The 22,464-nt window shown below is 69.0% G+C and carries 19 protein-coding genes; 10 read left to right on the top strand and 9 right to left on the bottom strand.

What is annotated here, in order from left to right; translation table 11 throughout:
• Positions 1-356: 356 nt before the first annotated feature.
• Both Aple_RS15295 and Aple_RS15300 read right to left on the bottom strand, forming a co-directional pair.
• Complete coding sequence (locus tag Aple_RS15295; RefSeq protein ID WP_174889827.1) at positions 357-4,313, bottom strand: ThuA domain-containing protein; 3,957 nt, start codon at positions 4,311-4,313, stop codon at positions 357-359.
• A 165-nt stretch (positions 4,314-4,478) separates the two neighbouring features.
• Positions 4,479-5,648: an ROK family protein gene (locus tag Aple_RS15300; RefSeq protein WP_155345336.1), complete on the bottom strand. Its 1,170-nt coding sequence runs from the start codon at positions 5,646-5,648 to the stop codon at positions 4,479-4,481.
• A 116-nt stretch (positions 5,649-5,764) separates the two neighbouring features.
• On the opposite strand from Aple_RS15300, the gene Aple_RS15305 reads away from it, so the two are divergent.
• From Aple_RS15305 to Aple_RS15335, 7 genes are all read left to right on the top strand, one after another.
• Positions 5,765-7,297 carry a sugar ABC transporter ATP-binding protein gene (locus Aple_RS15305; RefSeq protein ID WP_155345251.1) on the top strand — a complete coding sequence of 511 codons (1,533 nt, stop codon included), beginning with the start codon at positions 5,765-5,767 and terminating at the stop codon, positions 7,295-7,297.
• Positions 7,298-7,330: 33 nt separating this feature from the next.
• A complete protein-coding gene (locus Aple_RS15310) occupies positions 7,331-8,383 on the top strand; it encodes an ABC transporter permease (protein ID WP_155345252.1) in 1,053 nt (350 codons plus the stop codon).
• Positions 8,384-8,553: 170 nt separating this feature from the next.
• A complete protein-coding gene (locus tag Aple_RS15315) occupies positions 8,554-9,618 on the top strand; it encodes a substrate-binding domain-containing protein (protein WP_155345253.1) in 1,065 nt (354 codons plus the stop codon).
• Positions 9,615-10,781: a Gfo/Idh/MocA family protein gene (locus tag Aple_RS15320; RefSeq protein ID WP_246264485.1), complete on the top strand. Its 1,167-nt coding sequence runs from the start codon at positions 9,615-9,617 to the stop codon at positions 10,779-10,781. Before Aple_RS15315 ends, Aple_RS15320 begins: the two co-directional genes overlap by 4 nt.
• A 145-nt stretch (positions 10,782-10,926) precedes the next feature.
• On the top strand, positions 10,927-11,931 hold the full coding sequence (locus Aple_RS15325; RefSeq protein ID WP_155345254.1) for a sugar phosphate isomerase/epimerase family protein: 1,005 nt from the start codon (positions 10,927-10,929) through the stop codon (positions 11,929-11,931).
• A 190-nt stretch (positions 11,932-12,121) separates the two neighbouring features.
• Positions 12,122-13,819 carry a hypothetical protein gene (locus Aple_RS15330; RefSeq protein ID WP_155345255.1) on the top strand — a complete coding sequence of 566 codons (1,698 nt, stop codon included), beginning with the start codon at positions 12,122-12,124 and terminating at the stop codon, positions 13,817-13,819.
• Positions 13,820-13,852: 33 nt separating this feature from the next.
• A complete protein-coding gene (locus Aple_RS15335) occupies positions 13,853-14,098 on the top strand; it encodes a hypothetical protein (protein ID WP_155345256.1) in 246 nt (81 codons plus the stop codon).
• Positions 14,099-14,194: 96 nt separating this feature from the next.
• Here the strand turns inward: Aple_RS15335 and Aple_RS15340 are convergent, their stop codons facing one another.
• The 3 genes from Aple_RS15340 to Aple_RS15350 are packed head-to-tail and all read right to left on the bottom strand — an operon-like array spanning position 14,195 to position 15,969.
• Positions 14,195-15,280, bottom strand: a complete 1,086-nt coding sequence (locus Aple_RS15340) for a Zn-dependent alcohol dehydrogenase (protein WP_155345257.1) — start codon at positions 15,278-15,280, stop codon at positions 14,195-14,197.
• Between the two features lie 31 nt (positions 15,281-15,311).
• Positions 15,312-15,506: a ferredoxin gene (locus Aple_RS15345; protein ID WP_155345258.1), complete on the bottom strand. Its 195-nt coding sequence runs from the start codon at positions 15,504-15,506 to the stop codon at positions 15,312-15,314.
• 10 nt (positions 15,507-15,516) lie between these two features.
• The gene (locus Aple_RS15350; protein WP_155345259.1) at positions 15,517-15,969 is read right to left on the bottom strand and encodes a pyridoxamine 5'-phosphate oxidase family protein; all 453 of its coding nucleotides are present in this window, start codon (positions 15,967-15,969) and stop codon (positions 15,517-15,519) included.
• A 66-nt stretch (positions 15,970-16,035) separates the two neighbouring features.
• Here Aple_RS15350 and Aple_RS15355 point away from each other — a divergent pair, with 66 nt between their 5' ends.
• Complete coding sequence (locus tag Aple_RS15355; RefSeq protein WP_155345338.1) at positions 16,036-16,683, top strand: class I SAM-dependent methyltransferase; 648 nt, start codon at positions 16,036-16,038, stop codon at positions 16,681-16,683.
• Between the two features lie 25 nt (positions 16,684-16,708).
• Here the strand turns inward: Aple_RS15355 and Aple_RS15360 are convergent, their stop codons facing one another.
• Entirely contained in the window at positions 16,709-17,827 is a 1,119-nt protein-coding gene (locus tag Aple_RS15360) for a TIGR03364 family FAD-dependent oxidoreductase (protein ID WP_155345260.1), read from the bottom strand.
• A gap of 132 nt (positions 17,828-17,959) precedes the next feature.
• On the opposite strand from Aple_RS15360, the gene Aple_RS15365 reads away from it, so the two are divergent.
• Both Aple_RS15365 and Aple_RS15370 read left to right on the top strand, forming a co-directional pair.
• A complete protein-coding gene (locus tag Aple_RS15365) occupies positions 17,960-18,712 on the top strand; it encodes a GntR family transcriptional regulator (RefSeq protein ID WP_155345261.1) in 753 nt (250 codons plus the stop codon).
• Positions 18,709-19,356 (top strand): phosphonatase-like hydrolase, encoded by a 648-nt coding sequence (locus tag Aple_RS15370; protein WP_155345262.1) that lies wholly within the window; start codon positions 18,709-18,711, stop codon positions 19,354-19,356. Before Aple_RS15365 ends, Aple_RS15370 begins: the two co-directional genes overlap by 4 nt.
• Here the strand turns inward: Aple_RS15370 and Aple_RS15375 are convergent.
• From Aple_RS15375 to Aple_RS15385, 3 genes are read right to left on the bottom strand one after another with little or no spacing between them, the layout of a single operon-like run.
• Entirely contained in the window at positions 19,353-20,414 is a 1,062-nt protein-coding gene (locus tag Aple_RS15375) for a prenyltransferase (RefSeq protein WP_155345263.1), read from the bottom strand. The genes Aple_RS15370 and Aple_RS15375 overlap by 4 nt on opposite strands.
• Complete coding sequence (locus Aple_RS15380; protein ID WP_155345264.1) at positions 20,411-21,124, bottom strand: class I SAM-dependent methyltransferase; 714 nt, start codon at positions 21,122-21,124, stop codon at positions 20,411-20,413. Before Aple_RS15380 ends, Aple_RS15375 begins: the two co-directional genes overlap by 4 nt.
• 37 nt (positions 21,125-21,161) lie before the next feature.
• The gene (locus Aple_RS15385) at positions 21,162-22,391 is read right to left on the bottom strand and encodes a glycosyltransferase family 4 protein (RefSeq protein WP_155345265.1); all 1,230 of its coding nucleotides are present in this window, start codon (positions 22,389-22,391) and stop codon (positions 21,162-21,164) included.
• Positions 22,392-22,464: the final 73 nt, after the last annotated feature.

Below are 22,464 nucleotides of genomic sequence, written 5' to 3' on the forward strand. Positions count from 1 at the left end.
CACGGAGTGGCCTCCTTCGCTGAACCGCCCTCCTGTCACATGGGCCGCGGCGTGGCATGGGTTTGTCGAAGATTACCACCTGCCTTTCGTTACCCTGGACGAGGCATATCAAGCCCTGGGGATATTCTGGGCACAACCCATGATAGAAAACCCGGTTGACAGCCGCTGGTCGTCTGAATCGTGGAGTTGGTCGGTCTAGCCATATCTAAAGAGCTTCCGCCTCGGACCGCCAAGATTCGTGGTTCGGAAGGCGTGATCGCGCGAGTCTATGGAGCCCGCGCTGCCGATCGTCTAGCGGGAAAAGTGCAGCGGCCCCATGATCGGGGGTGATCATGGGGCCGCGCGTTTCCGTTCAGTTAGCTGCCGTAGACCTCGAAGGTGAAGAGGGAGTAGCCCCAGGCTGTGGCTCTGGTGGTGCCGTTGATGCGGACGTATCTTGCGGAGTTTGACAAGCCGGTGTGGTCGTCGATGCCGCCGTTTTCGCCGGTGACCGTTTTGATGGTGGACCAGGTTGTGCCGTTGGGGGAGGTCTGGATCTGGTAGGCGGAGCCGTAGGCGGCCTCCCAGCTCAGTCGTACCCTGCTGATGGTGTAGGTCTGGCCCAGGTCTACCTGGATCCACTGGGGGTCGGAGAAGGCGCTGGACCAGCGGGTGGTGGCGGAAGCGTCCACCGCGTTGGCGGCCGGGAATTCGGCGCTTTCGACGCTGGAGGCGACGGCGGGCTTGTTCAGGGCCACGTTGGTGGGGGTGGGTGGGCCGCCGGAGCCGTACACCTCGAACTCCCAGAGGGAGTAGCCGTAGGGGGTGCCTCTGGCGGTGCCGAGGATGCGGACGTAGCGGGCCGTTCCGGTCAGGCCGGTGTGGTCGTCGATGCCGCCGTTTTCGCCGGTGACCGTCTTGATGGTGGTGAAGGCGGTGCCGTCGGTCGAGGTCTGGATCTGGTAGGCGGAGCCGAAGGCGGCCTCCCAGTTCAGGCGGACGCGGTTGATGGAGTAGCTCTGCCCGAGGTCGACGGTGATCGACTGCGGGTCGGCGAAGAGGCTGGACCAGCGGGTGGTGGCGGAGCCGTCCACGGCGTTGGAGGCGACGTAGGCGGCCTCGGTGCTGGTGACCGTCACCGGCTTGTTCAGGGCCAGGTTGGTGCCGGTCGGGGGAGAGGGTGACGGGGAGGGCGAAGGTGAGGGCGAGGGGGACACGACGGGGCCGGTGTTGAAGGTGAACTCGTCGATGTCGTACAGGCCGGAGCCGGTGCCCTTGAAGACCAGGAACAGTTCCTGGGTGCCCGCCGGTGGGGTGATCGTGCCGGTCACGTTCTGGAAGACCGCGTACCCGCCGGTGGCCGGAACCGTCGCCGAGCCCACCAGCTGGCCGGTCGGCGAGCCGACCCGGAACTCCAGCGTGTTGCCCGCCGTCGGGGCGCCGACGCGCGCGGTGAACGAGGTGACGCCGGTCAGGTTGTACGGCTTGAACGAGATCCAGTCGTTGTTCTCGATGAATCCGACCGCCCGGCCGCCGTTGGCCGAGGCCGGCGCGCTGATCTGCACGCCGCTCATCGCGCCGAAGTGCTCGGCCTGCCGGATCTTGGGCTGGATGATGGCCTGGGTGTGCGTGGTGAGCGCGCCCTGGCCGCCGCCGCCGTTGTCGGTGTATTCGGCGTCGATCACGCCGAAGATGTTGGCCGCCGTGTCGTGCTCGCCGTCGGCGGTGGTCTGCAGGGTGCCGGTGCAGCCGTTGGCGCTGGTCATCGGGTGCCCGTGCGAGTCGTGGCCGAGGATGTAGCTGACCTTCACCCGGGCGCAGTCGATCGTGCCGTCCTGCGGGTCGGTCACGGTCACCTGGAACGGGATGGCGTCGCCGAAGGAGAACACCCGGCCGTCCAGCGGCGCCTGGATGGTCACCGTGGGCGCGTTGTTGCCGACCGTGATGACCACGCTGGCCGTGCCGGTCTTCCCGGTGCTGTCCCGCGCGGTCAGCGTCGCGCTGTAGGTGCCGTTCGTGGTGTACGTGAAGGACGGGTTGGCCGCCGTCGAATCGGTGGAGCCGTTGCCGTCGAAGTCCCACGCGTAGGTGATCGGGTCGCCGTCGGGGTCGACCGTGCCGGCCGAGGAGAACGTCACCGCGAGCGGCGCGAGCCCGGAGGTCCGGTTGGCGGTCACGACCGGCGCGGGGGCCTGGCCGTTGCGGGCGTACTCGATCCGGTAGAGGCCGGAGTTGGCGTCGCCGTTGAACCACCCGGTGCCGTAGTCCAGCACGTAGAGCGCACCGTTCTTGCCGAACTCCATGTCCATGACCTGGGTGCCCGTCCACGGGAACGGGTTGATCGCGAGCGGCGCGCCGGCGCTGTCCACGACCACGTTCTTGATCCACCGGCGGCCGAACTCACCGGCGAAGAAGGTGCCGTCGTAATAGCGCGGGAACGCGATTGGCGAGGTCGAGGCCGGGTCGTAACGGTAGACCGGGCCGCCCATCGGCGACAGGCCGCCGCCGCCGAACTCGGGCGGGGTGGAGCCGGTGTAGGGGATCCAGCCGCGCTGCGACGGCGGCAGCGTGGTGAGGCCGGAGTTGTTGGGGGAGTTGTTGGTCGGCCCGCCCGCGCAGTTGTACTTGGCGCCCGAAGGACCGGACGGGAAGGTGTACTCGTTGTACGCGTCGTTGAAGCTCGAGCAGTACGGCCAGCCGTAGAACCCCGGCTGGGTGATCCGCGCGAACTCCACCTGCCCGGCCGGGCCCCGGTTCGGGTCGGCGGTGCCCGCGTCAGGCCCGTAGTCGCCCAGGTAGACGATCCCGGTGCCCTTGTCGACGCTCATCCGGAACGGGTTGCGGAAGCCCATCGCGTAGATCTCGGGCCGGGTCTGCGCGGTCCCCGGCGCGAACATGTTGCCGGGCGGGATCGTGTACGCCGGGCTCCCCGACGCGGTCGGCTTGATCCGCAGCACCTTGCCGCGCAGGTCGTTGCTGTTGGCCGAGGAGCGCTGCGCGTCGTAGGCGGGGTTGCGGCCGGCCCGCTCGTCGATCGGCGCGTATCCGGCCGAGTCGAACGGGTTGGTGTCGTCGCCGGTGGACAGGTAGAGGTTGCCCGCCGAGTCGAAGTCGATGTCGCCGCCGACGTGGCAGCACATGCCGCGGCTGGTGGGCACGTCGAGCACGGTCCGCTCGCTGGCGGGGTCGATCGTGTTGTCGGCCCTTACGGTGAACCGGGACAGGCGGTTGACCCCGTTGAACGGCGCGAAGTCGGCGGCGGTCCCGGTGCTGGGCGCGTCACCGCCCGGCGTGCTCAGCGGTGGGGCGTAGAACAGGTAGATCCAGCGGTTGGTGGCGTAGCCGGGGTCGGCCGCGATGCCCTGCAGGCCCTCCTCGTCGTGGCTGTAGACGGCGAGGGTCCCGGCCACCTTGGTGTTGCCGGCGTTGTCGGTGTAGCGGACCGTGCCGTTGCGCGCGGTGTGGAAGACCGCGCCGTCGGGCAGCACGGTCAGGCTCATCGGCTCGCCCACCTCGTCGACGCCCTTGGCCAGCGCGACCTGCTGGAAGTTGGTGTTGACGGTGCCGCCGCACTCCCCGGCGACGAAGCCCGCGGCGGTCCTGATGCCGCCGAGCAGGTGCTGCCGGAAGTTGCTCTCGGCGTAGGATTCGTCGGTGTGGCCGCCGCCGGTGTACCAGGAGCGCCCGCCGTCGTAGTTGTGGCACCAGGCGATGGGGTGGTCGAAGCCGTTGCCGCCGCCGGTGTAGGTGGTCTCGTCCAGGGTGGCGAGCACGTGCACCTTGCCGCGCGGGTTGGCCTGGTAGTTGTACCACTCGTCGAACCGGCTCCAGCGCTGTGGCAGGTGCGCGGTGGACGGGTGGAAGCGGTCGGCGACCTTCACCGTGGCCTGCTGGGGGGCGGGGTGGGAGGCGAAGTAGGCGCCGACGAGCTGGCCGTACCAGGGCCAGTCGTATTCGGTGTCGGAGGCGGCGTGGACGCCGACGTAGCCGCCGCCGGCCTCGATGTAGCGCTCGAAGGCGGCCTGCTGGGTGGCGTTGAGCACGTCTCCGGTGGTGGACAGCCAGATGACGGCCTTGAACCTGGCCAGGTTGGCGTCGGTGAACTGGGCCGCGTCCTCGGTGGCCTCGACCGCGAAGTTGTTGGCGGTGCCGAGTTGCTGGATCGCGGTGATGCCGGGGCCGATGGAGCTGTGCCGGAATCCGGCGGTCTTGGAGAAGACCAGGACGGTGAAGTCGGGTGCGGCGAAGGCGGGGGGTGAGGCGACGGTGATCCCGGCCACGATGAGTGACAGGGACAGGAGTAACCGGGATAACAGGCGGGGCAATGGGCGCACGACGATCCTTCCGGAACGGGACGCGTGCGCCGAACGCGCCAATGAGGGAGCGCTCTCTTAACCAGGCCGACGTGTCACGGCGGCCCGAAGAAGGCGTTCGCCCACATTGTTGCGACAATGTTGCCGATGCGTCAAGTGCCTGTTAGCCGAGGTCAGAGAGCGCTCTCAGCTATTGACCACGAGGTCCACCGCCTCCGGCGCGAGCACCGCCTCGATGACCATGACCGCCGCTCCGATCACGCCCGCCCGGTCGCCCAGCTCGGTGGCCCTGATGCTCAGATGCTGGGTGGCCAGCGGCAGCGATCGGCTGTAGATGACCTCGCGGACCCCGGCCAGCACGTGCTCGCCCGCCTCCGCGATATCGCCGCCGATCACTATCACCGACGGGTTGAAGAAGTTCACGATGGAGGCCAGCACGTCGCCGATCTCCCGCCCGGCCTGCCGGATGAACTGCACGGCCTGGGTGTTCCCGGCCCTGACCAGGCCCACCACGTCCCGGCTGTTCTCGGCCTGGATCCCGGCGTTGCGCAGCTGCGAGGCGATGGAGGCCCCGCCCGCGACCGCCTCCAGGCAGCCGGCGTTTCCGCACCGGCAGATCACCTCGGCGGCCGAGGTGACCCGGATGTGCCCGATGTCGCCCGCGGCCCCCTGCGCGCCGCGATGCAGCCGCCGCTCGGAGATGATCCCGCAGCCGATGCCGGTGCCGATCTTCACGAAGACCAGGTGCTCGACCTCGGGCCGGGCGGCCCAGTGCTCGCCCAGCGCCATGATGTTGACATCGTTGTCTACCAGAACCGGCGCGCCCAGCCGTGAGCCCAGCCACTCGGGCACGGGGAAGCCATCCCAGCCCGGCATTATCGGCGGGTTCACCGGCCGCCCGGTGATGTGCTCGACCGGCCCCGGCAGTCCCACCCCGACCCCGCACAGCTGCCCGCCGGTCTCGACCAGCAGTTCCTTGAGCGTCTCGACCAGCCAGCCGAGCGTGACCTCGGGGCCGCGGTCGATCGGCAGGTCGGCGGTCCGCTCAACGAGCACGTTGGAGGCTAGGTCGGTCACCGCGACGCGGGCGTGGGTGGCTCCAAGATCCGCCGACGCCACCACCCGGGCCCCCTGGTTGAAGGCGAAGGCGGTCGCGGGCCGCCCCCCGGAGGAGATCGCGTCTGTCGCGGGCACGATCCACTGGTGCGTCAGCAGCGCGTCCAGGCGCTGCGAGACCGTGGATCGGGCCAGCCCTGTCAGCTGCACGAGCTCCGCCCTGGTGCGGGCCTGGCCGTCCCGAAGGATCGAGAGCAACGCTCCCGCGCCGGTGACGGAACCGGTGGGCTCGCTCAGCATCCCCTGTGTCAACCTCGCCTCCTCTCGCCTAGTCGATGATTCCAGATCTCATTATGACATCATGCCATCGACTTTTGCTTGACCGTCAGCATAAGTCCTCTCTAGCATCCGGAAATATGGAAGACATAAGCCGGGAACAGACGGATAACCCCTCGCTGCTACTGATGCGCGGGATCGTCAAGCAGTTCCCCGGAGTTCGCGCCCTGGACGGCGTCGACCTCGACGTCCGGGCCGGCGAGGTGCACTGCCTCCTCGGCCAGAACGGCGCGGGCAAGTCAACCCTGATCAAAGTCCTCGCCGGGGCGCACCAGCCGGACAGCGGCGAGGTGCTCCTCGACGGCCAGCCCGTGCGGCTGGCCACTCCCACGGCCGCCATGCGACAGGGCATCGCCACCATCTACCAGGAGCTCGACCTGGTCGACGGGCTCAGCGTCGCGGAGAACATCTTCCTCGGCCACGAGCAGGCCACCTTCGGCTTCACCCGGCGCGGCGAGATGTTCGCCGCCACCCGCGAACTGCTCGCCAGGCTCGGCCATGGCGAGATCCGTCCCAGCACCGAAGTGGGCCGCCTGTCGCCCGCCGGCAAGCAGGTCGTCAGCATGGCGCGCGCCCTCTCCCACGAGGCACGCCTGATCGTCATGGACGAACCGTCGGCGGCGCTGGCCCACGACGAGGTGATGAACCTGTTCCGGATCATCCGTGAGCTCACCGGCCAGGGCGTCGCGGTGGTCTACATCTCGCATCGTCTTGAGGAGATCCGGGAGATCGGCGACCGGGTCACCGTGCTGAAGGACGGCAGAACCGTGGCGGTCGGCCTGCCCGCCCGTACCACGCCGACCGCCACCGTGGTCTCCCTGATGACCGGCCGCAACGTGGAGTACGTCTTCCCGCCCCGCCCCACCGGCGGCTTCGGGGACGAGGTGCTCCGGGTCGAGAACCTCACGGTTCCCGGCGTGGTGTCGGGCGTGTCGTTCACCGTACGGGCCGGGGAGATCGTCGGCCTGGCCGGTCTGGTCGGCTCGGGCCGCTCGGAGATCATGGAAGCCGTGTACGGCGCCCGCCGGGCCACCGGCACGGTGCTGCTCAACGGCAAGCAGGTCAAGCTCGGCGACACCGCCAACTCGGTCCGCATCGGCATGGGCCTGGCCCCGGAAGAGCGTAAAGCTCAGGGCCTGCTCCTGGACCAGAGTGTGGCGCGCAACATCACGCTGGCGAGCCTGGGCCGCTACTCGCGGTTCGGCTGGCTCAACCGCAAGCAGGAGAGCGACGAGGCCGAACGCCTGGTCAAGGCGCTCGACATCCGCCCGCCCGACCCCAACCGCCCGATCAAGACGCTCTCCGGCGGCAACCAGCAGAAGGCGGTGCTCGGCCGCTGGCTGGTCGAGGGGCGCAAGCTGCTGCTGCTGGACGAGCCCACCAGAGGCGTCGACGTGGGCGCCCGCGCCGAGCTCTACGCGCTGGTCAGAAGGCTGGCCGACGAAGGCGTCGGAGTCCTGCTCATCTCCAGCGAAGTCCCCGAGGTGCTCGGCCTGGCCGACCGCGTGCTGGTCGTCAGGGACGGCCGGATCATCCACGAGGCCCCCGCCACCGAGCTCGACGAGCACCACGTCCTCGACCTCGTCATGGACGCGACCCCGTCCCATGGCTGATATCGCTTACATCCGACCTCAGGAGTTCGTCCGATGACCGAGGTTAATCCGCAGAAAGTCTCCGCGCCGGAGGCCGATGAACAGGCGCGGGTGGAGGCGGCCGCCGTCGCGCCTCCAGGGCCGGGGGGTGGGCGGCTGACCCTGGGCAGGATCGGCGAAGCCCGCCATCTCGGCCTCCTGATCGCGCTGGCCCTGCTGGCCGCCGTCGGCCTCATCACCGCCCCGGACACGTTCGCCACCACGTCCAACATGGTCAGCCTGCTGGCCCTGGCCTCCACCATCGGCGTCATCACCGTCGGCAGCACCTTCGTCATCATCGGCGGCGGCATCGACCTGTCGGTGGGCGCGGTCATGGCGCTGGCCTCGGTGTGGGCGACCACGCTGGCCACCCAGGCGTACGGTCCCGTCGTGATGGCCATCTGCGCCATCCTGGTCGGCACCGGCGCCGGGCTCGTGAACGGCTTCCTCATCTCGTACGGCCGGATGGTGCCCTTCATCGCCACCCTGGCCATGCTGGTGGCCGCCCGCGGCCTGGCCCAGCGCATGTCCGAGCGGCGCACCCAGCTGGTCAGCCAGGACAACAGCGCCCTGGTCGAGCTGTCCACCACCCGGGTGCTCGGCCTGCCGCTGCTGGTCTACATCTTCGCGGTGGTCGTCATCATCGGCTGGCTCATCCTCAACCGCACCACCTTCGGCCGCCGGACGTACGCGGTGGGCGGCAACCCGGAGGCGGCCCGGCTGGCCGGCATCGACGTCCGCCGCCACACGATGCTGCTCTACGCCCTGTCCGGCCTGTGCTGCGGCATCGCGGCAGTGATCATCATGGCCCGCACGACCACCGGCTCCTCCACCCACGGCGACCTCTACGAGCTGGACGCGATCGCCGCCGTCATCATCGGCGGCACGCTCCTGACCGGCGGCCGCGGGACGATCATCGGCTCCATCCTCGGCCTGCTGATCTTCACCGTGATCACGAACCTGTTCATCCTGAACGGTCTCAACACCAGCGACCAGCTCATCGCGAAAGGCCTGATCATCGTCGTCGCCGTGCTCCTGCAGCGACGCAGCCTCCAGACAGCCACTTAGCACCCCGCCATCAACGGGCCTAGGGATCCACCCGTGGCCCCGGTTCCTCACTGCCTGATTAATCAGAAACCCGTCCCATAGACAGCCGCATAGCCGCCGACCAGGTGAATCACCGCTGCGGCCGTCCAGATCACGACTTTCTAATTAATAGCTAACAAAGGGAGAACACCATGGCCCAGAACCCGGGTCGCCGCGGATTCCTCGTCGGCGGAGCGGTCATCGGCGTCGGCGCCCTCGCGGCGGCGTGCACCAGCAACGAGCCGGCCCCGGCCGCCAGCGCCGCCGCCCCCACGGCCGCCGCGCCCGCCCCCACCGGCGGCAACGACGCCCCCGGCACCAAGGTCGTCATCGGCTTCTCGGCCCCCGCCGCCGACCACGGCTGGATCGCGGCCATCGCCAAGAACGCCGAGGCCGCGGCCAAGCAGTACAGCGATGTCGAGTTCAAGCCGGTCGAGCCGACCAACGACATCAACCAGCAGATCTCCGCCGTCGAGTCGCTGATCCAGCAGAAGGTCAACGTCATCGTCATGCTGCCGAACGACGGCCAGCAGCTCAACCAGGTGGCCCGGCAGGCCACCGACGCCGGCATCCCGGTCGTCAACCTGGACCGCATCTTCCCCGACAAGCTGTCCTACCGGACCTGGATCGGCGGCGACAACTACGGCATGGGCGTGGCGGCCGGCCACTACATCGGCAAGAAGCTCAAGGACGCCGGCACCAGCAACCCGGTCATCCTGGAGATCCAGGGCATCGCCACCCTGCCGCTCACCCAGGACCGCAGCAAGGGCTTCGAGGACGCGCTCAAGTCCTACGGCTTCAGCGTGACCGCCAAGCAGGACGCGCAGTTCACGGTGGAGTCCGGCACCGAGGTGGCGAGCAACCTGCTGCAGGCGCACAAGAAGATCGACGCCATCTGGAACCACGACGACGACCAGGGCATCGGCGTGCTGGCCGCCATCAAGGAGGCCAACCGCAGCGAGTTCTTCATGGTCGGCGGCGCCGGTTCCGCCAACGCCATGCGGGACATCCAGGCCGGCTCCAGCGTCCTGCAGGCCACGGTCACCTACAGCCCCACGATGGCCTCCTCGGCGATCAAGCTCGCCCGCCTGATCGCCCAGGGCAAGGGCATGAGCGACCTGCTGGAGAACCAGGTCCCGCAGTCCATCACGCTGGCCTCCGAGACCATCACCAAGGAGAACGTGGACCAGTACCTGCCGCTGGGCTTCGAGTCGTGAAGCAGCCAATCGGGGTCGGCATGGTGGGGTACGCGTTCATGGGACGCGTGCACTCCCAGGCCTGGCGCAGCGTCGGAGCCTTCTTCGACCTGCCCCTCTCGCCGTCCATGGCGGTGCTGTCCGGCCGGTCGGCCGGCCGGACAGCGGACGCGGCCGAGTCGCTCGGCTGGGCCGCCGTCGAGACGGACTGGAAGGAGCTGGTCAAGCGCGACGACGTGCAGGTGGTCGACATCTGCACGCCGGGCGACTCGCACGCCGAGATCGCCATCGCCGCGCTGGAGGCCGGCAAGCATGTGCTCTGCGAGAAACCCCTCGCCAACACCGTCGAAGAGGCCGAGGCGATGGCCGCCGCGGCCCGGGCCGCCTCGGCCCGGGGCGTGCGCAGCATGGTCGCCTTCAACTACCGCCGGGTGCCGGCCATCGCGCTGGCCCGCCAGCTGGTGGCCGAGGGGCGGCTCGGCCAGATCCGGCACGTCCGGGCGCAGTACCTGCAGGACTGGATCATCGATCCGGAGTTCCCGCTGGTCTGGCGGCTGCAGAAGGACAAGGCCGGGTCCGGCGCGCTGGGCGACATCGGCGCGCACATCGTGGACACCGCCCAGTTCATCCTGGACGACCGGCTGACCGGCGTCTCGGCCCTCACCGAGACGTTCATCAAGGAGCGCCCGCTGGCCGACGACTCGGCCGGGCTCTCCGCGGCGGGCAGCGGGGCGGCCACCGGACCGGTCACGGTCGACGACGCCGCGCTGTTCACCGGCAGGTTCGCGGGCGGGGCGGTGGCCTCCTTCGAGGCCACCCGGTTCGCCACCGGCCGCAAGAACGCGCTGCGCATCGAGGTCAACGGCTCGCTCGGGAGCATTGCCTTCGACTTCGAGGAGATGAACGAGCTGTGGTTCCACGACCACACGCTCCCGCCCGAAGAAGGCGGCTTCCGGCGTGTCCTGGTGACCGAGGGCGGGCATCCCTACGCGGGAGCCTACTGGCCGCCCGGCCACGGCCTCGGCTACGAGAACACCTTCACCAATGAGATCAAGGACTTCCTGGAGGCGATCGCGGGCGGGTACGACCCGGCGCCGTCCTTCGAGGATGGCCTGCAGGTGCAGCGCGTGCTCGCGGCGGTCGAGCGCAGCGCGGCAGAAGAGAGCAGATGGACCGCCATATGAGCTCGGGGGACCGCTTGCCTGCCGCCCGGAACGCGTCCTGGTCAGGGCGCCCGATTCCACGCTGCGCCGAAGCGCGGAACCGGGCGGGTGCCACCCGACCTGACCGGGCGGCAGGCTTGAACCTTTACAGCGAAGGAGACGTGGGATGACGCGACCGATCACTCTGTTCACGGGCCAGTGGGCCGACCTGCCCTTCGACGAGGTGTGCCGGCTGGCCGCCGAGTGGGGGTACGACGGCCTGGAGATCGCCTGCTGGGGCGACCACTTCGAGGTCGACCGGGCGCTCGCCGAGCCCGACTACGTCACCCGCAAGCTGGAGACCCTGGACAAGCACAACCTCAAGGTCTGGACCATCTCCAACCACCTCGTCGGCCAGGCCGTCTGCGACAGCCCGATCGACGAGCGGCACAAGGGCATCCTGCCCGGGCGGCTGTGGTCCGACGACGCCGAGACGGTGCGCCGCAACGCCGCCGAGGAGCTCAAGAACACCGCCCGCGCGGCGGCCAAGCTGGGCGTCTCCACCGTGGTCGGCTTCACCGGCTCGTCGATCTGGCACACCCTCGCGATGTTCCCGCCGGCCTCGGCGGCGATGATCGAGGCGGGCTACCAGGACTTCGCCGACCGGTTCAACCCGATCCTGGACGTCTTCGAAGCAGAAGGCGTGCGGTTCGCGCACGAGGTGCACCCCAGCGAGATCGCCTACGACTACTACACGACCGTGAAGACGCTGGAGGCCATCGGCCACCGCGCGTCGTTCGGCCTCAACTGGGACCCCTCGCACATGGTCTGGCAGGGCCTGGACCCGGCGAACTTCATCCTCGACTTCGCCGACCGGATCTACCACGTCGACTGCAAGGACGCCAAGGTCCGCACCCCCGACGGCCGCCGCGGCCGGCTCGCCTCGCACCTGCCCTGGGCGGACCTGCGCCGCGGCTGGGACTTCGTCTCGACCGGCCACGGCGACGTGCCGTGGGAGGACTGCTTCCGCGCGCTCAACGCGATCGGCTACGACGGCCCGATCTCGATCGAGTGGGAGGACGCGGGCATGGACCGGTTGGAGGGCGCGCCCGAGGCCCTCGGCTACATCACCCGGCTCAACCGGATCACCCCGCCGACGGCGTCCTTCGACGCCGCCTTCTCGTCGGAGTGAGCAATTTTGTGATCCTATAGACGGGTACGGCCTGCGCCTCAGGTCAGGGACGCAGGCCGTACCGACCAGGCCCAACCGGATGTTCGCCTCGTCAGGGGATGTTCAGACGCTCCGCTGCAGCCCAGTCTGGGTGCTCCACGGTGCATCGTCGCGCCAAGATCACCTCCTATGCTCCGGTATGGTCCCGCTCATGCCCGATGCACTGTCGCTGAAGCGGTTCCTGGCCGAGCTGGATTCCCTGCTCTCTCCGCTGGACGAGAAGAAGCTTCGATCGGTGTTCACCGGATACGCGAGCGGCCTGCCAGCGAGCGCGCGGACGGAGTTCCTGGGCCATCTACGCGGCTTGTGCGCATCGGCCCCGCCCGTCCAGCAGCGAGATCCAGACCTGATCGCCGAGATCGAGTCCTTCATCGCCGCCGTGGAGTCTGGGAAGTACTACGACGGCTGGGGCTGGGATCCCGAACTGCGCCACGAACGAGCATTCGGCGACGAGTCCTGGGTCCCACGAATGGACACTCTGTTCACCGGGGCGGCGACCGCGTTCCTCGACAGTCGGCACGACCTGTCCGCCGCAGCTCACCGGCTACTGTTCGGCGCGCTGGCCCTCGACGGTGACGAACCGGTGTTCAGCTACGAATTCTCACCCGCCGAGTCGCTGACGACAGATCTGGTGGAGGCCGGCGCCCGCTGGCTGCGCTCGATTTACGAGCTTGCCGCCGACCCTGGCGAGGCTGCGGAGGTCATGGCGGAGACCTGGCTGGAGCTCTTGCCGCACGGAGCGCGGCCGAGCTCCTTGCTGGCCGTACGAGAAACACTGCCGACGGAACCGGCGAATCTCGAGGTCTTCTATCCACGCTGGAGCCAGGAGTTGGTCGAGCGATCCGGCGGTCACGATCCGCTGCGTGGCCGTCTCCTGCGCGAGGTCGCAGCGGCAACCGGAAACGTGAGCGCGCTGATCGAGGCCGCCCGGAAGCCGGGACTCGGGCAGCCCCATGCCTATCTCGACCTCGTCGACGCCTTGCGTGATCACGGTGATGAGGAGGCAGCGTTGGACATCTGTCGTGAAGGGCTCGGTCTGCTGTCCGGCGGGGACCGCAGCGGGTGGACCGCCTACCAGTGGGCGCCGCTCGCCGAAACAGCGGCCGACCTCGCCTACGGGAAGGAAGCCGTTGAATTCCGCATCCAGGCCTTCACGCTGGCCACCTCCACGCGGCGCCTGGTCGCCCTCCACCGGGCCGCCGAAGCGCAGCACTCCGGCTCGGGCGGGCAAGTGGCAGGGGAAGCGGCCGACCGTCTGGCCGCAGGTGCTCCCGGGCTGGCCCATCACCATCTGGCCAACTTCCGCGCCCAAGCGTTGCTGCTGGCAGGTCGGGTCGATGACGCGCTGAGCCTCCTACCCACGGCCAACGCCGTGGCCAACGGTGCCTCGGACACCACTTTGACCGTTCTGCCGTACGTGTTGGCCGCTTCCTGCGGCGCGGTGGCGCATCGCGACTGGGAGAACACGGTGCTGCACACGATGCTGGCCGCGACCGCAGATGCCGGGCACAGCGTCTTCTATGGCGACGATCACCGCGCCGACGACGTCGAAACGCTCTCCCACCTGCTGGAACGAGCACTCCGCGAGCAGATCAGCACCGCGCCTGAACGTACCGCGTGGCTGCGCACCGCCCACGGCGTCATCGACCGCTGGATAGGCACGACCCTGAACGGCAAGCAGAGGGCGCTCTACGGCGACGCCGCCCGCCTGGCCGCGGCACTCACCGAAACCGGGATCATCCTCGACGGCGAGAGCGTCTACCTCGACGGTGTGATCGACACCTATCGCCGCTACGTCGCCTTCCGCCGCGAAGCCGACAAGGTACGGAGGGAATCCGTGTTGCTGTAGCAGCCGCGTGGGCCCCACGTCGGAGTACCGGACGTGGATCTCGCGCTGCTCGGTGGGCCAGCGGGTCCACTCCCGGTGCGCGTTGCCGGTGTCGAGCAGCTGAATCCTCAGGCGGAGCCCGTCGGCGGTGACCAGCTGCGCCGGGTCGAAACGGCGCTGCGCGACCGCGAGTTCGGTCAGCGAGGCGACGTCGGCACGAGCGGCAAGCTGGCGGATCGCTTGCCGTACCTCTTCCTCGCCCAGGTGGCCGCAGAGGCCATCGAAGCGGGCGATGTCTAGCGAGGGTTGAATCTTCTTTCAGGGCGGCCTCGACCATAATTCAGCCAGGCCCGCAAGGTCCCTCTAGAGCCATGCGGGCCCAGTAGCCCCGGGGTGTCAGTCGATGACGACTATTTGGCGGAGGACCTCGCCGCTCTTGAGGTTGGTTACGGCGTCGTTGAGGTCGGTTAGGCGGATCCTGGAGCTGATCATGCTGTCCAGGTCGAGCTTGCCGGCTTTGTAGAGGCCCGCGAAGAACGGGAAGTCGCGGCGGACGTCGGAGCCGCCGTACAGGGAGCTGAGCAGGTTCTTGCCCTCGAAGAGCAGGCTGAAGGCGGTCAGGGGGACCGTGTCGTCCATCGCGCCGGCGCCGACCACGATCACGTCGCCGCCGCGGCGGGTGGCCTGCCAGGCGGTCATGATGGCCTGGGACTTGCCGACGACCTCGAAGCCGTAGTCGAAGCCCTGGCCGCCGGTGAGGGTGGCGATGGTGTCCATCAGCTGGTCGGGGGTGCAGGCGTGGGTGGCGCCGACCTTCTTGGCCAGGGCGTGCTTGGACTCCAGGGGGTCGATGGCCAGGATCGTGGTCGCGCCGGAGAGGCGGGCGCCCTGGATCACCGACAGGCCGACGCCGCCGCAGCCGACCACGGCCACCGTGGAGCCGGGCCTGACCTTGGCGGTGTTGAGTACCGCGCCGACGCCCGTGGTGATGCCGCAGCCGATCAGGGCCGCCGCCTCGTACGGAACCTCCGGGTCGACCTTGATCGCGCCCTGCCAGGGGACCACGATCTCCTCCGCCCAGGTGCCGCAGCCGGCCATGCCGAAGGCCTGCTTGTCGCCGTCGAACCGGAATCCGGCGTGGGAGAAACTCCGCAGGACGTACGTCATGCACAGGAACGGCTGGCCGCGCACGCAGCTGGGGCAGGTGCCGCAGGCGGGGGTCCAGTTGATGATGACGTGGTCGCCGGGGGCGACCGTGGTGACGTGGTCGCCGACCTCCAGCACCTCGCCCGCGCCCTCGTGACCGGGGATCAGCGGCAGCGGCATCGGGAGCACGCCCGACATCGCCGACAGGTCGGAATGGCAGACCCCGGTGGCCCGGATCCGGACCCGCACGTCGGCGGGGCCGACCGGCGACAGCGCGAGATCGTCGCGGATGTCGAGCTTGTCGTCGCCGACCGCGTGCAGCAGTGCGCCGCGCATGTGGAACCTCCTGAGTGGATTAGCCGCCGGATTAGTCTTCGTCCAGGGCGAGGGCTGCCTTGGGGCACGAACGCACCGCGTGCCGGACTCGGTCCAGGACGTCGGCGGGCGGGTTCGGCAGCAGGACGTGCAGGTTGTCATCGTCGTCCACGTCGAACACCTCCGGGGCCAGGCCCGCGCAGATCGCGTTCGCCTCGCAGACCTCGTAGTCGACGATTACCTTCATGACGTCTCCCTCAAGCGAGTTTGCGGTGATCCCAGGAGACTACGCGGGTTGGTTCCACGATGAATGCCACCCGTTTGCGGGCGGTGTGCTCGACGTACTCCCGGAGTTGGGTCACGTCTGTGAGGCCGGTCATGCGGCGGGTGACGTCCATGCCGACGGCCAGGATCTCCTCGGGATCGTCGATGAGCTCCGCCTTGCCGTAGACGAGGGCGCCTCTCAGCTCGAAGTAGTCCTCGCCTGTCTCGATCAGGCAGGTGACGCGCGCGTCGCGCTCGATGTTCTTCGTCTTCTGGGCTTTGTGGTAGGTCCAGAAGGTCAGCCGACCGCCGGTCAGGCCGTAGAACATGGTGACGAGGTGCGGAGTGCCGTCCGGGTTGATCGTGGCGAGCTGTAGTTTCCGGGAGTCCCGCAGCAGCGCCGCGATCTCTTCCTCGCCCATCGCGATCCGAGCACGCTGGTTCACGCAGCAAAGTAGAACACGTTCCAGAACTGGCGACAAGGGGTCCGGTAGTGTTCCCCGGTGACCGTAATGCCCCCGGACCTCCGCTTCGCGGCCGAACGCGCCAAGGGTTTCATGCCGTCCGCCGAAGGCCAGGCTCTGTTCGAGATCGGCTGTGCCTATGCCTCGCTGGGTCCGCTCTGTGAGATCGGTACGTACTGCGGGAAGTCAGCCATCTACCTGGGCGCGGCGGCCCGGTTGGCGGGTTCTGTCCTGTTCACCGTCGATCACCATCGGGGGTCTGAGGAGATCCAGCCTGGGTGGGCTCATCACGATCCCGCGCTGATGGATCCGCGTGTCGGGAAGATGGATTCCCTTCCGTTCTTCCGTCAGACGATCGCCGCCGCCGGACTGGAGGAGCAGGTGATCGCCGTCGTCGGGCCGTCCGCGACCGTGTCCCGGTACTGGAACACGCCGCTGGCCCTGCTGTTCATCGACGGCGGCCATTCGGACGATCCGGTCACCCGCGACTACGAGGGCTGGTCCCCGCACATCCTGCCCGGCGGTGTCCTGATATTTCATGACATCTATCCGAACCCGGCTGACGGAGGGCAGGCGCCTTACCGGGTCTACCAGCGTGCGCTGAGCTCGGGGGACTTCGTCGAGGTCCGGACCGAGGGGTCGCTGCGCGCGCTGGAACGTCAGGTGAGCCCGCGCCGTACGAACGCGGACAGCTGATCGACGCCGACGACCAGCACCAGGCTTATGTATCGAGAAGGTCGTCCAGGACGCGTGGGGCCAGGCCGAGCGCCGTGGTCATGCCGATGCCGGAGGTGACCGCGACCACGCGGACGCCGGGCATGGGGGAGGCGTTGAGGAAGGGGCGGTCGGCGGCGGCGTAGACGCCGCGCCAGCGTTCGCGCACGGTGAGGCGGGGGACGCCGAGCAGCCTGGCTGTCTCGGCGAGGATGTGCCGGTCGAGCTCGTCGGCGTTGAACGGGTCGAGCGTGGTGGCGTAGGCGTGGGTGTCCCCGATGGTGAGGTCGCCGTCCGGCCGCTGGGTGAACATGAGGTTCATCCCGATCTCGACCAGCGGTGAACTCTCGGCCGTGAGCCTGGCCTGGACGGCGGGCAGGCTCGGGCAGGCCGCGAAGCCGTCGTAACGCAGCATCGAGAAGCCGGTCAGCACGGCCGGGTCGATCTCGCGCCGGTGCGGGTCGGCGACGCGGAGCATGTGCAGGGCGCACCGGTGTACGCCGCTGTCCTCGGCCAGGCCGGGGAAGTGGCGGTCGACGTTGTGGCCCACCGCGACCACCGTCTTCCCGGCGGTGATTTCGCCCCGGCTGGTGCCGATCAAGCCGGGTTCCAACGCGAGCACGGTCGTGTTCCAGTGGAAGCGCACGCCCTGGGCGGCCAGCCAGGAGGCGAGGGCGTGCGCGGCCTCGCGGGCGTCCACGCGCAGGTCCAGCGGGAACCACGCGCCGCCGGCGACGCCGGGTCCCGCGGGCACCCGGGCGGTCACCTCGTCCCGGCTCAGCAGGACGACCTGGTCGCCGCGCTCGGCCTGGAACTCCGCCAGCACGGCCAGCTCGTCCTCGGCCCTGGCGATGAGGACGGTTCCGGTGTCGCGCAGCCAGAACCCGGCCTCCTTCGCCAGCTTGATCCAGGCGGTCCTGGCGTCCAGCGCGTACTCCAGGGCCTCGCCGGACTGCGCGGTGACGCAGCCGTGCCCGAAGTTGCGCACCGAGGCGCCGGTCGCGTGGCCGTCACGCTCCACGACGGCGACCGAGAGCCCGCGCGCGACGGCGTCCACCGCGTGCGCGAGCCCCACGATCCCCGCCCCGACGACCACCAGATCGGCCGAGCCGAGAGAACTTGTCATGACAAGTACGGTGCGGCCCTGCGCGCGGCATCGTCAACACAGCGTGGGCACATGTCACTGCATGTTTCTCTGCCTGTCACCCCGCGCGGATACCTTCCGGGCATGACCTGGCCACCTGTAATGTCAAGTGACATGGACCGGCCCCTGTACGAGCGCATCGCCGCCGAGATCCGCCACCAGATCGCCTCGGGTCGCCTCCCGGTCGGCGCGGCGCTCCCGTCGGAGTCCCAGCTATGCGAGCAGTGGGGCGCCTCCCGAGGCCCGGTACGGCAAGCGCTCGCCGCCCTGCGCGCGGAAGGCATTATCGGCGGCGGTCAGGGCAAACCCCCGGTGGTTCGCTCACAAGCGGTAACCCAGCCCTTCGAGACATTCCTCTCCTTCTCCCGCTGGGCGCACGACCTGGGCCGCACTCCGGGCCAGCGCACCCTGGAGATCGCCAGACGCCCCGCGTCCCCCGAGGCGGCCGAAGCGCTGCGCGTTGCCAAGGGCGAACCGGTCGTCGAGCTGCTCAGACTTCGTTCCCTCGACGGAACCCCCGCCATGATCGAGCGCACCACGTTCATCTGGTCGGTGGGCCGCCTGCTCTTCGACCACGACTGCGACTCGGGCTCGATCTTCGCCTTCCTCAGCGGTCAGGGCGTCGACCTGGCCCGCGGGCGGCACGTCTTCGACGCCGTCAACGCCGACGCGACCGATTCGGAGCTCCTGGAGATCCCGCCGGGCGCGGCCCTGCTGCGCGAGCGACGCCACACCTCCACGACCGCCGGTGAACCCCTCGAATACTCCGACGACCGTTACCGCCCCGACCTCGTCTCCTTCACCATCGAGAACTCCCAGCAGGCGGCCCGCCCCGCCCTGCTGCGCACCCAAGGACTCGTCTCATGATCGAACTCGTCGTCCTCGACATCGCCGGCACCACCATCGAGGAGCACGGCTCCGTCTACGTCGCGCTGGCCGAGGCCGTGCGTGCCGCCGGTGGCGATCCCGCGCCGGCGGACATCGAACGCTGGATGGGGGCGGACAAGCGGGAGGCCATCGCGGCTCTGCTCGGTTCCGGCGAGCAGGTTGAGACGGTTTATGCGGATTTCCGGGCACATCTCGACGCCCTCTACGCCGAGCGTCCGCCGAGTCCGCTGCCCGGTGTGCCCGAAGCGATCGCGAGTCTTCGTTCGAATGGGATCAAAGTCGCGTTGACGACGGGTTTCGACAGGGATGTCACGGAGAGGCTGCTGGCGTCCGTCGGCTGGGACAAGGATGTGCTCGACGCCGTCATCTGTGTGGACGATGTTCCGGCTGGGCGCCCGGCGCCGTACATGATCTTCCGGGCCATGGAGGCCACCGGGGTGCACGATGTGCGGCGGGTTCTCACGGCGGGGGACACCACGCGGGACCTCGAGGCCGGGAGCAACGCTGGGGTGGGAATCGTCGTCGGCGTGCTCACCGGCGGGCAGGACTCCGCCACCCTGGCCGGGGCCCGGCACACGCATCTGCTGCCGAGCGTGGCGGGCATTCCCGATCTCCTCGCTTAGAGGCTGGCCACCTGCTGGCAGCCGCAGCCGGTGGGGGCGCGGTCGGCGGCGTGTTGGCCCGCGTTGCGGAAGATGGAGGCGCCGCCGGTGGAGTTCGAGAGGGCGTCGGCGGCGAGGATGACCGCCGCGGCCGTATACGCCGAACGTTCGTGGGGGAAGTGTTTCTCGTTGACGAATTGCCAGCCGGTCCAGTAGGAGCCGTCGTCGTGGCGTAAGTGCTGCATGTCGGCGAAGAGTTCCAGGGCTCGGTCGCGGTCGCCGAGGGCGTCCAGGGCCAGCACGAGTTCGCAGGACTCCGCGCCCGTCACCCACGGCTGGTCGGAGACGCAGAGGATGCCCAGGCCGGGCACCACGAAGACGCCCCATTCGTCGTCGATGCGCTGGTGAGCCTGGGAGCCGCGGACCGCGCCGCCGAGGACGGGGTAGTACCAGTCCATGGAGAATCGGCTTTTGTCGGTGAAGGCTTCGGGGTGTTCGCGGAGGACGTGGCCGAGGTGGTCGGCGGCCAGTTCCCATTCGGGGCGTGGGTCGTTCAGGCGTTCGGCCAGGGCGACGCCGCAGCGCAGGCCCTGGTAGACCGAGGAACAACCGGTCAGCAACGCGTATGGCGCAGGATTTCCGTGTATGTCGCGTTCCCAGACGATTTCGCCGCGGCGGGTCTGCAGGCCGACCACGAAGTCCAGGGCGGCGGCGACCACCGGCCACATCGCGCGGGCGAACGTCTCGTCGCCGGTTACCAGCAGGTCATGCCAGACCCCGACGGCTACGTACGCGGCGTGGTTGGACTCGCCGCCCGCCTCTACGGCGACCCCGTCGCGGAGTTTCATCGGCCATGAGCCGTCCGGGCGCTGGTGCCGTACGAGCCAGTCGAAGCCCTTCCTGGCCTGGGCCCGCAGGCCCGCGACGGTGAGCGCCATCAGGCATTCCACGTGATTCCAGGCGTCCACGTGGCCTTCAGGCCACGGGATGCCGCCGTCGGCGTCCTGGATGGCCGCGATGCTCTCCGCCGTCCGCCGCACCTGCTCAGCGCTCATCACGCCGGGTACGGCCGGGATCATGCCGGTTTCCGGCCGTAGACCACCACACTCTTACCGATCAGCGGATTGAGCACGGCTTCGGCGATCCGGGTCACCGCGGGCCGCTTCATGATGTCCCACACCAGCAACTCGTGGTACGCCTTCGCCAGCGGATTCCGGTCGTCGTTCACCCCGACCGCGCACTTAAGCCACCAGTACGGCGTGTGCAGCCCGTGCGCGTGATGATGCCCCCCGACCTCGAGCCCGGACGACTTCAACTTCGCCCGCAACTCAGCCAACGTATAAATCCGGATATGTCCCCCGGGGGCGGTGTGGTAGTCCTCCGACAACGCCCAGCACACCCGCTCCGGCAGGAAGCTCGGCACGGTCACCGCCACCTGACCGCCCGGCTTCAGCACCCGGACGATCTCCGCCATCGCCGCCAGGTCATCCGGAATGTGCTCCAGCACCTCCGAGGCGATCACCTGATCGAAGTACGCGTCCGGAAACGGCATGTCCAGCGCGTCCCCGACCACGGTCTCCGCCCGCGCGCCGGCCGGGATCTCGCCCTCCTTGTCCATGGCGGCGAACATCGCGGCCACGCTCTCCATCTCACCCGCGTCCTGGTCGAACGCGACCACGTCGGCCCCCCGGCGCAGCACCTCGAAGGCGTGCCTGCCGCCGCCCGCGCCCAGGTCCAGGACACGATCTCCCGGCCCCACCGGCAGCTTGTCGAAGTCGACGGTCAGCACGCGAATCCTCCCATCGCTAATCCTCCATATTGATGTGTCAACGAGCGGAGATGGCCTCGCGGTAGGCCTCCACGGTGCGCTGGGCGACGACCGGCCAGGCGTACCGTTCCATCACCCGGTCATAGCCGCGCTTGCCGACGGCCGCCCGCTCCTCGGGCGAGTCGTGCAGCCGCAGCAGCACCGCCGCCAGCTCCTCGGGATCGCCCGGCGCGACCTGTACGGCGGCGTCCCCGACCACTTCCGGCAGCGCGCCCGTACGGGAGGCCACCAGCGGCGTGCCGCAGGCCATGTGCTCCACGGCGGGCAACGAGAAGCCCTCGTACAGGGAGGGCACCACCGAGATCTCGGAGGTCGCGATCAGCTCGGCCAGTTCGGTGTCGGAGATCCCGTGCACGAACCGCACCCGATCCTGCAGCGACAGCTCGGTGACCAGCTTCTCGGTCGGGCCGCCCGGCGTCGGGCGGCTCACCACGGTGAGGTTCACGTCCCTCTCGGTGGCCAGCTTGGCGACGCCGCGCAGCAGCGTGGCGACCCCCTTCATCGGGGAGTCCGCGCTGGCCACGGCGACGATCGAGCCGCGCCGTTTGGGCAGGTCCGGGCGCGGATGGAAGAAGCGGGTGTCCACGCCGAGCGGGATCAGGCGCATGTTCGCCTGCGGCACGTGGAAGTCGCGGTGGATGTCGGCCAGGGAGGATTCGCTCACCGTGAGGATCGGGCTCAGCCGGGGGGCGACACGCGCCTGCATCCGGACGAAGCCGTACCAGCGGCGCATGGAGAGCTTCTTCCATCGTTTCGCGGCCTTGAGCTCGATCCGGCGGTCCACGCTGATCGGGTGGTGGATGGTGCCGACCACGGGGAAGAGCTTCTGGATGCCGAGCACGCCGTAGCCGAGGGTCTGGTTGTCCTGGACGACGTCGAAGTCGCCGACCCGCTTCTTGAGCTCGCGGTGGGCGCGGAGGCTGAAGGTGAGCGGCTCGGGGAATCCGGCGGTCCACATGGTGGCGACTTCCAGGACGTCGATCCAGTCCCGGAACTCCTTCAGCGGAGGGGTGCGAAAGGGGTCGTCGTCGTTGTACAGGTCCAGGCTGGGGATCTTGTTGAGGATGACGCCCTCGTCCAGTTCCGGGTAAGGCTGGCCGGAGAAGACCTCGACATGGTGGCCCAGGGCGATGAGTTCGCGGCTTATGTGCCGGAGATAGACCCCCTGGCCGCCGCAGGTGGGCTTGCTGCGATAGGACAGCAGCGCGACGCGCAGCCTCTCCGCCAAGGGAGCACCCCTTTCCGGCCCCGGTCCGGGGCGCCACAAAGATGACCTTAGCTCCCATTTGCGGTGGAGGGTG

The sequence above is a fragment of the Acrocarpospora pleiomorpha genome (assembly GCF_009687885.1).
Taxonomy (GTDB): domain Bacteria; phylum Actinomycetota; class Actinomycetes; order Streptosporangiales; family Streptosporangiaceae; genus Acrocarpospora; species Acrocarpospora pleiomorpha.

Bases quoted from the DNA above. Each gene is read 5' to 3' on its own strand.
- Aple_RS15300 (WP_155345336.1), bottom strand. From the start codon at position 5,648: ATGCTGAGCGAGCCCACCGGTTCCGTCACCGGCGCGGGAGCGTTGCTC.
- Aple_RS15305 (WP_155345251.1), top strand. From the start codon at position 5,765: ATGGAAGACATAAGCCGGGAACAGACGGATAACCCCTCGCTGCTACTG.
- Aple_RS15310 (WP_155345252.1), top strand. From the start codon at position 7,331: ATGACCGAGGTTAATCCGCAGAAAGTCTCCGCGCCGGAGGCCGATGAA.
- Aple_RS15315 (WP_155345253.1), top strand. From the start codon at position 8,554: ATGGCCCAGAACCCGGGTCGCCGCGGATTCCTCGTCGGCGGAGCGGTC.
- Aple_RS15325 (WP_155345254.1), top strand. From the start codon at position 10,927: ATGACGCGACCGATCACTCTGTTCACGGGCCAGTGGGCCGACCTGCCC.
- Aple_RS15330 (WP_155345255.1), top strand. From the start codon at position 12,122: ATGCCCGATGCACTGTCGCTGAAGCGGTTCCTGGCCGAGCTGGATTCC.
- Aple_RS15340 (WP_155345257.1), bottom strand. From the start codon at position 15,280: ATGCGCGGCGCACTGCTGCACGCGGTCGGCGACGACAAGCTCGACATC.
- Aple_RS15345 (WP_155345258.1), bottom strand. From the start codon at position 15,506: ATGAAGGTAATCGTCGACTACGAGGTCTGCGAGGCGAACGCGATCTGC.
- Aple_RS15355 (WP_155345338.1), top strand. From the start codon at position 16,036: ATGCCCCCGGACCTCCGCTTCGCGGCCGAACGCGCCAAGGGTTTCATG.
- Aple_RS15360 (WP_155345260.1), bottom strand. From the start codon at position 17,827: ATGACAAGTTCTCTCGGCTCGGCCGATCTGGTGGTCGTCGGGGCGGGG.
- Aple_RS15365 (WP_155345261.1), top strand. From the start codon at position 17,960: ATGGACCGGCCCCTGTACGAGCGCATCGCCGCCGAGATCCGCCACCAG.
- Aple_RS15370 (WP_155345262.1), top strand. From the start codon at position 18,709: ATGATCGAACTCGTCGTCCTCGACATCGCCGGCACCACCATCGAGGAG.
- Aple_RS15375 (WP_155345263.1), bottom strand. From the start codon at position 20,414: ATGATCCCGGCCGTACCCGGCGTGATGAGCGCTGAGCAGGTGCGGCGG.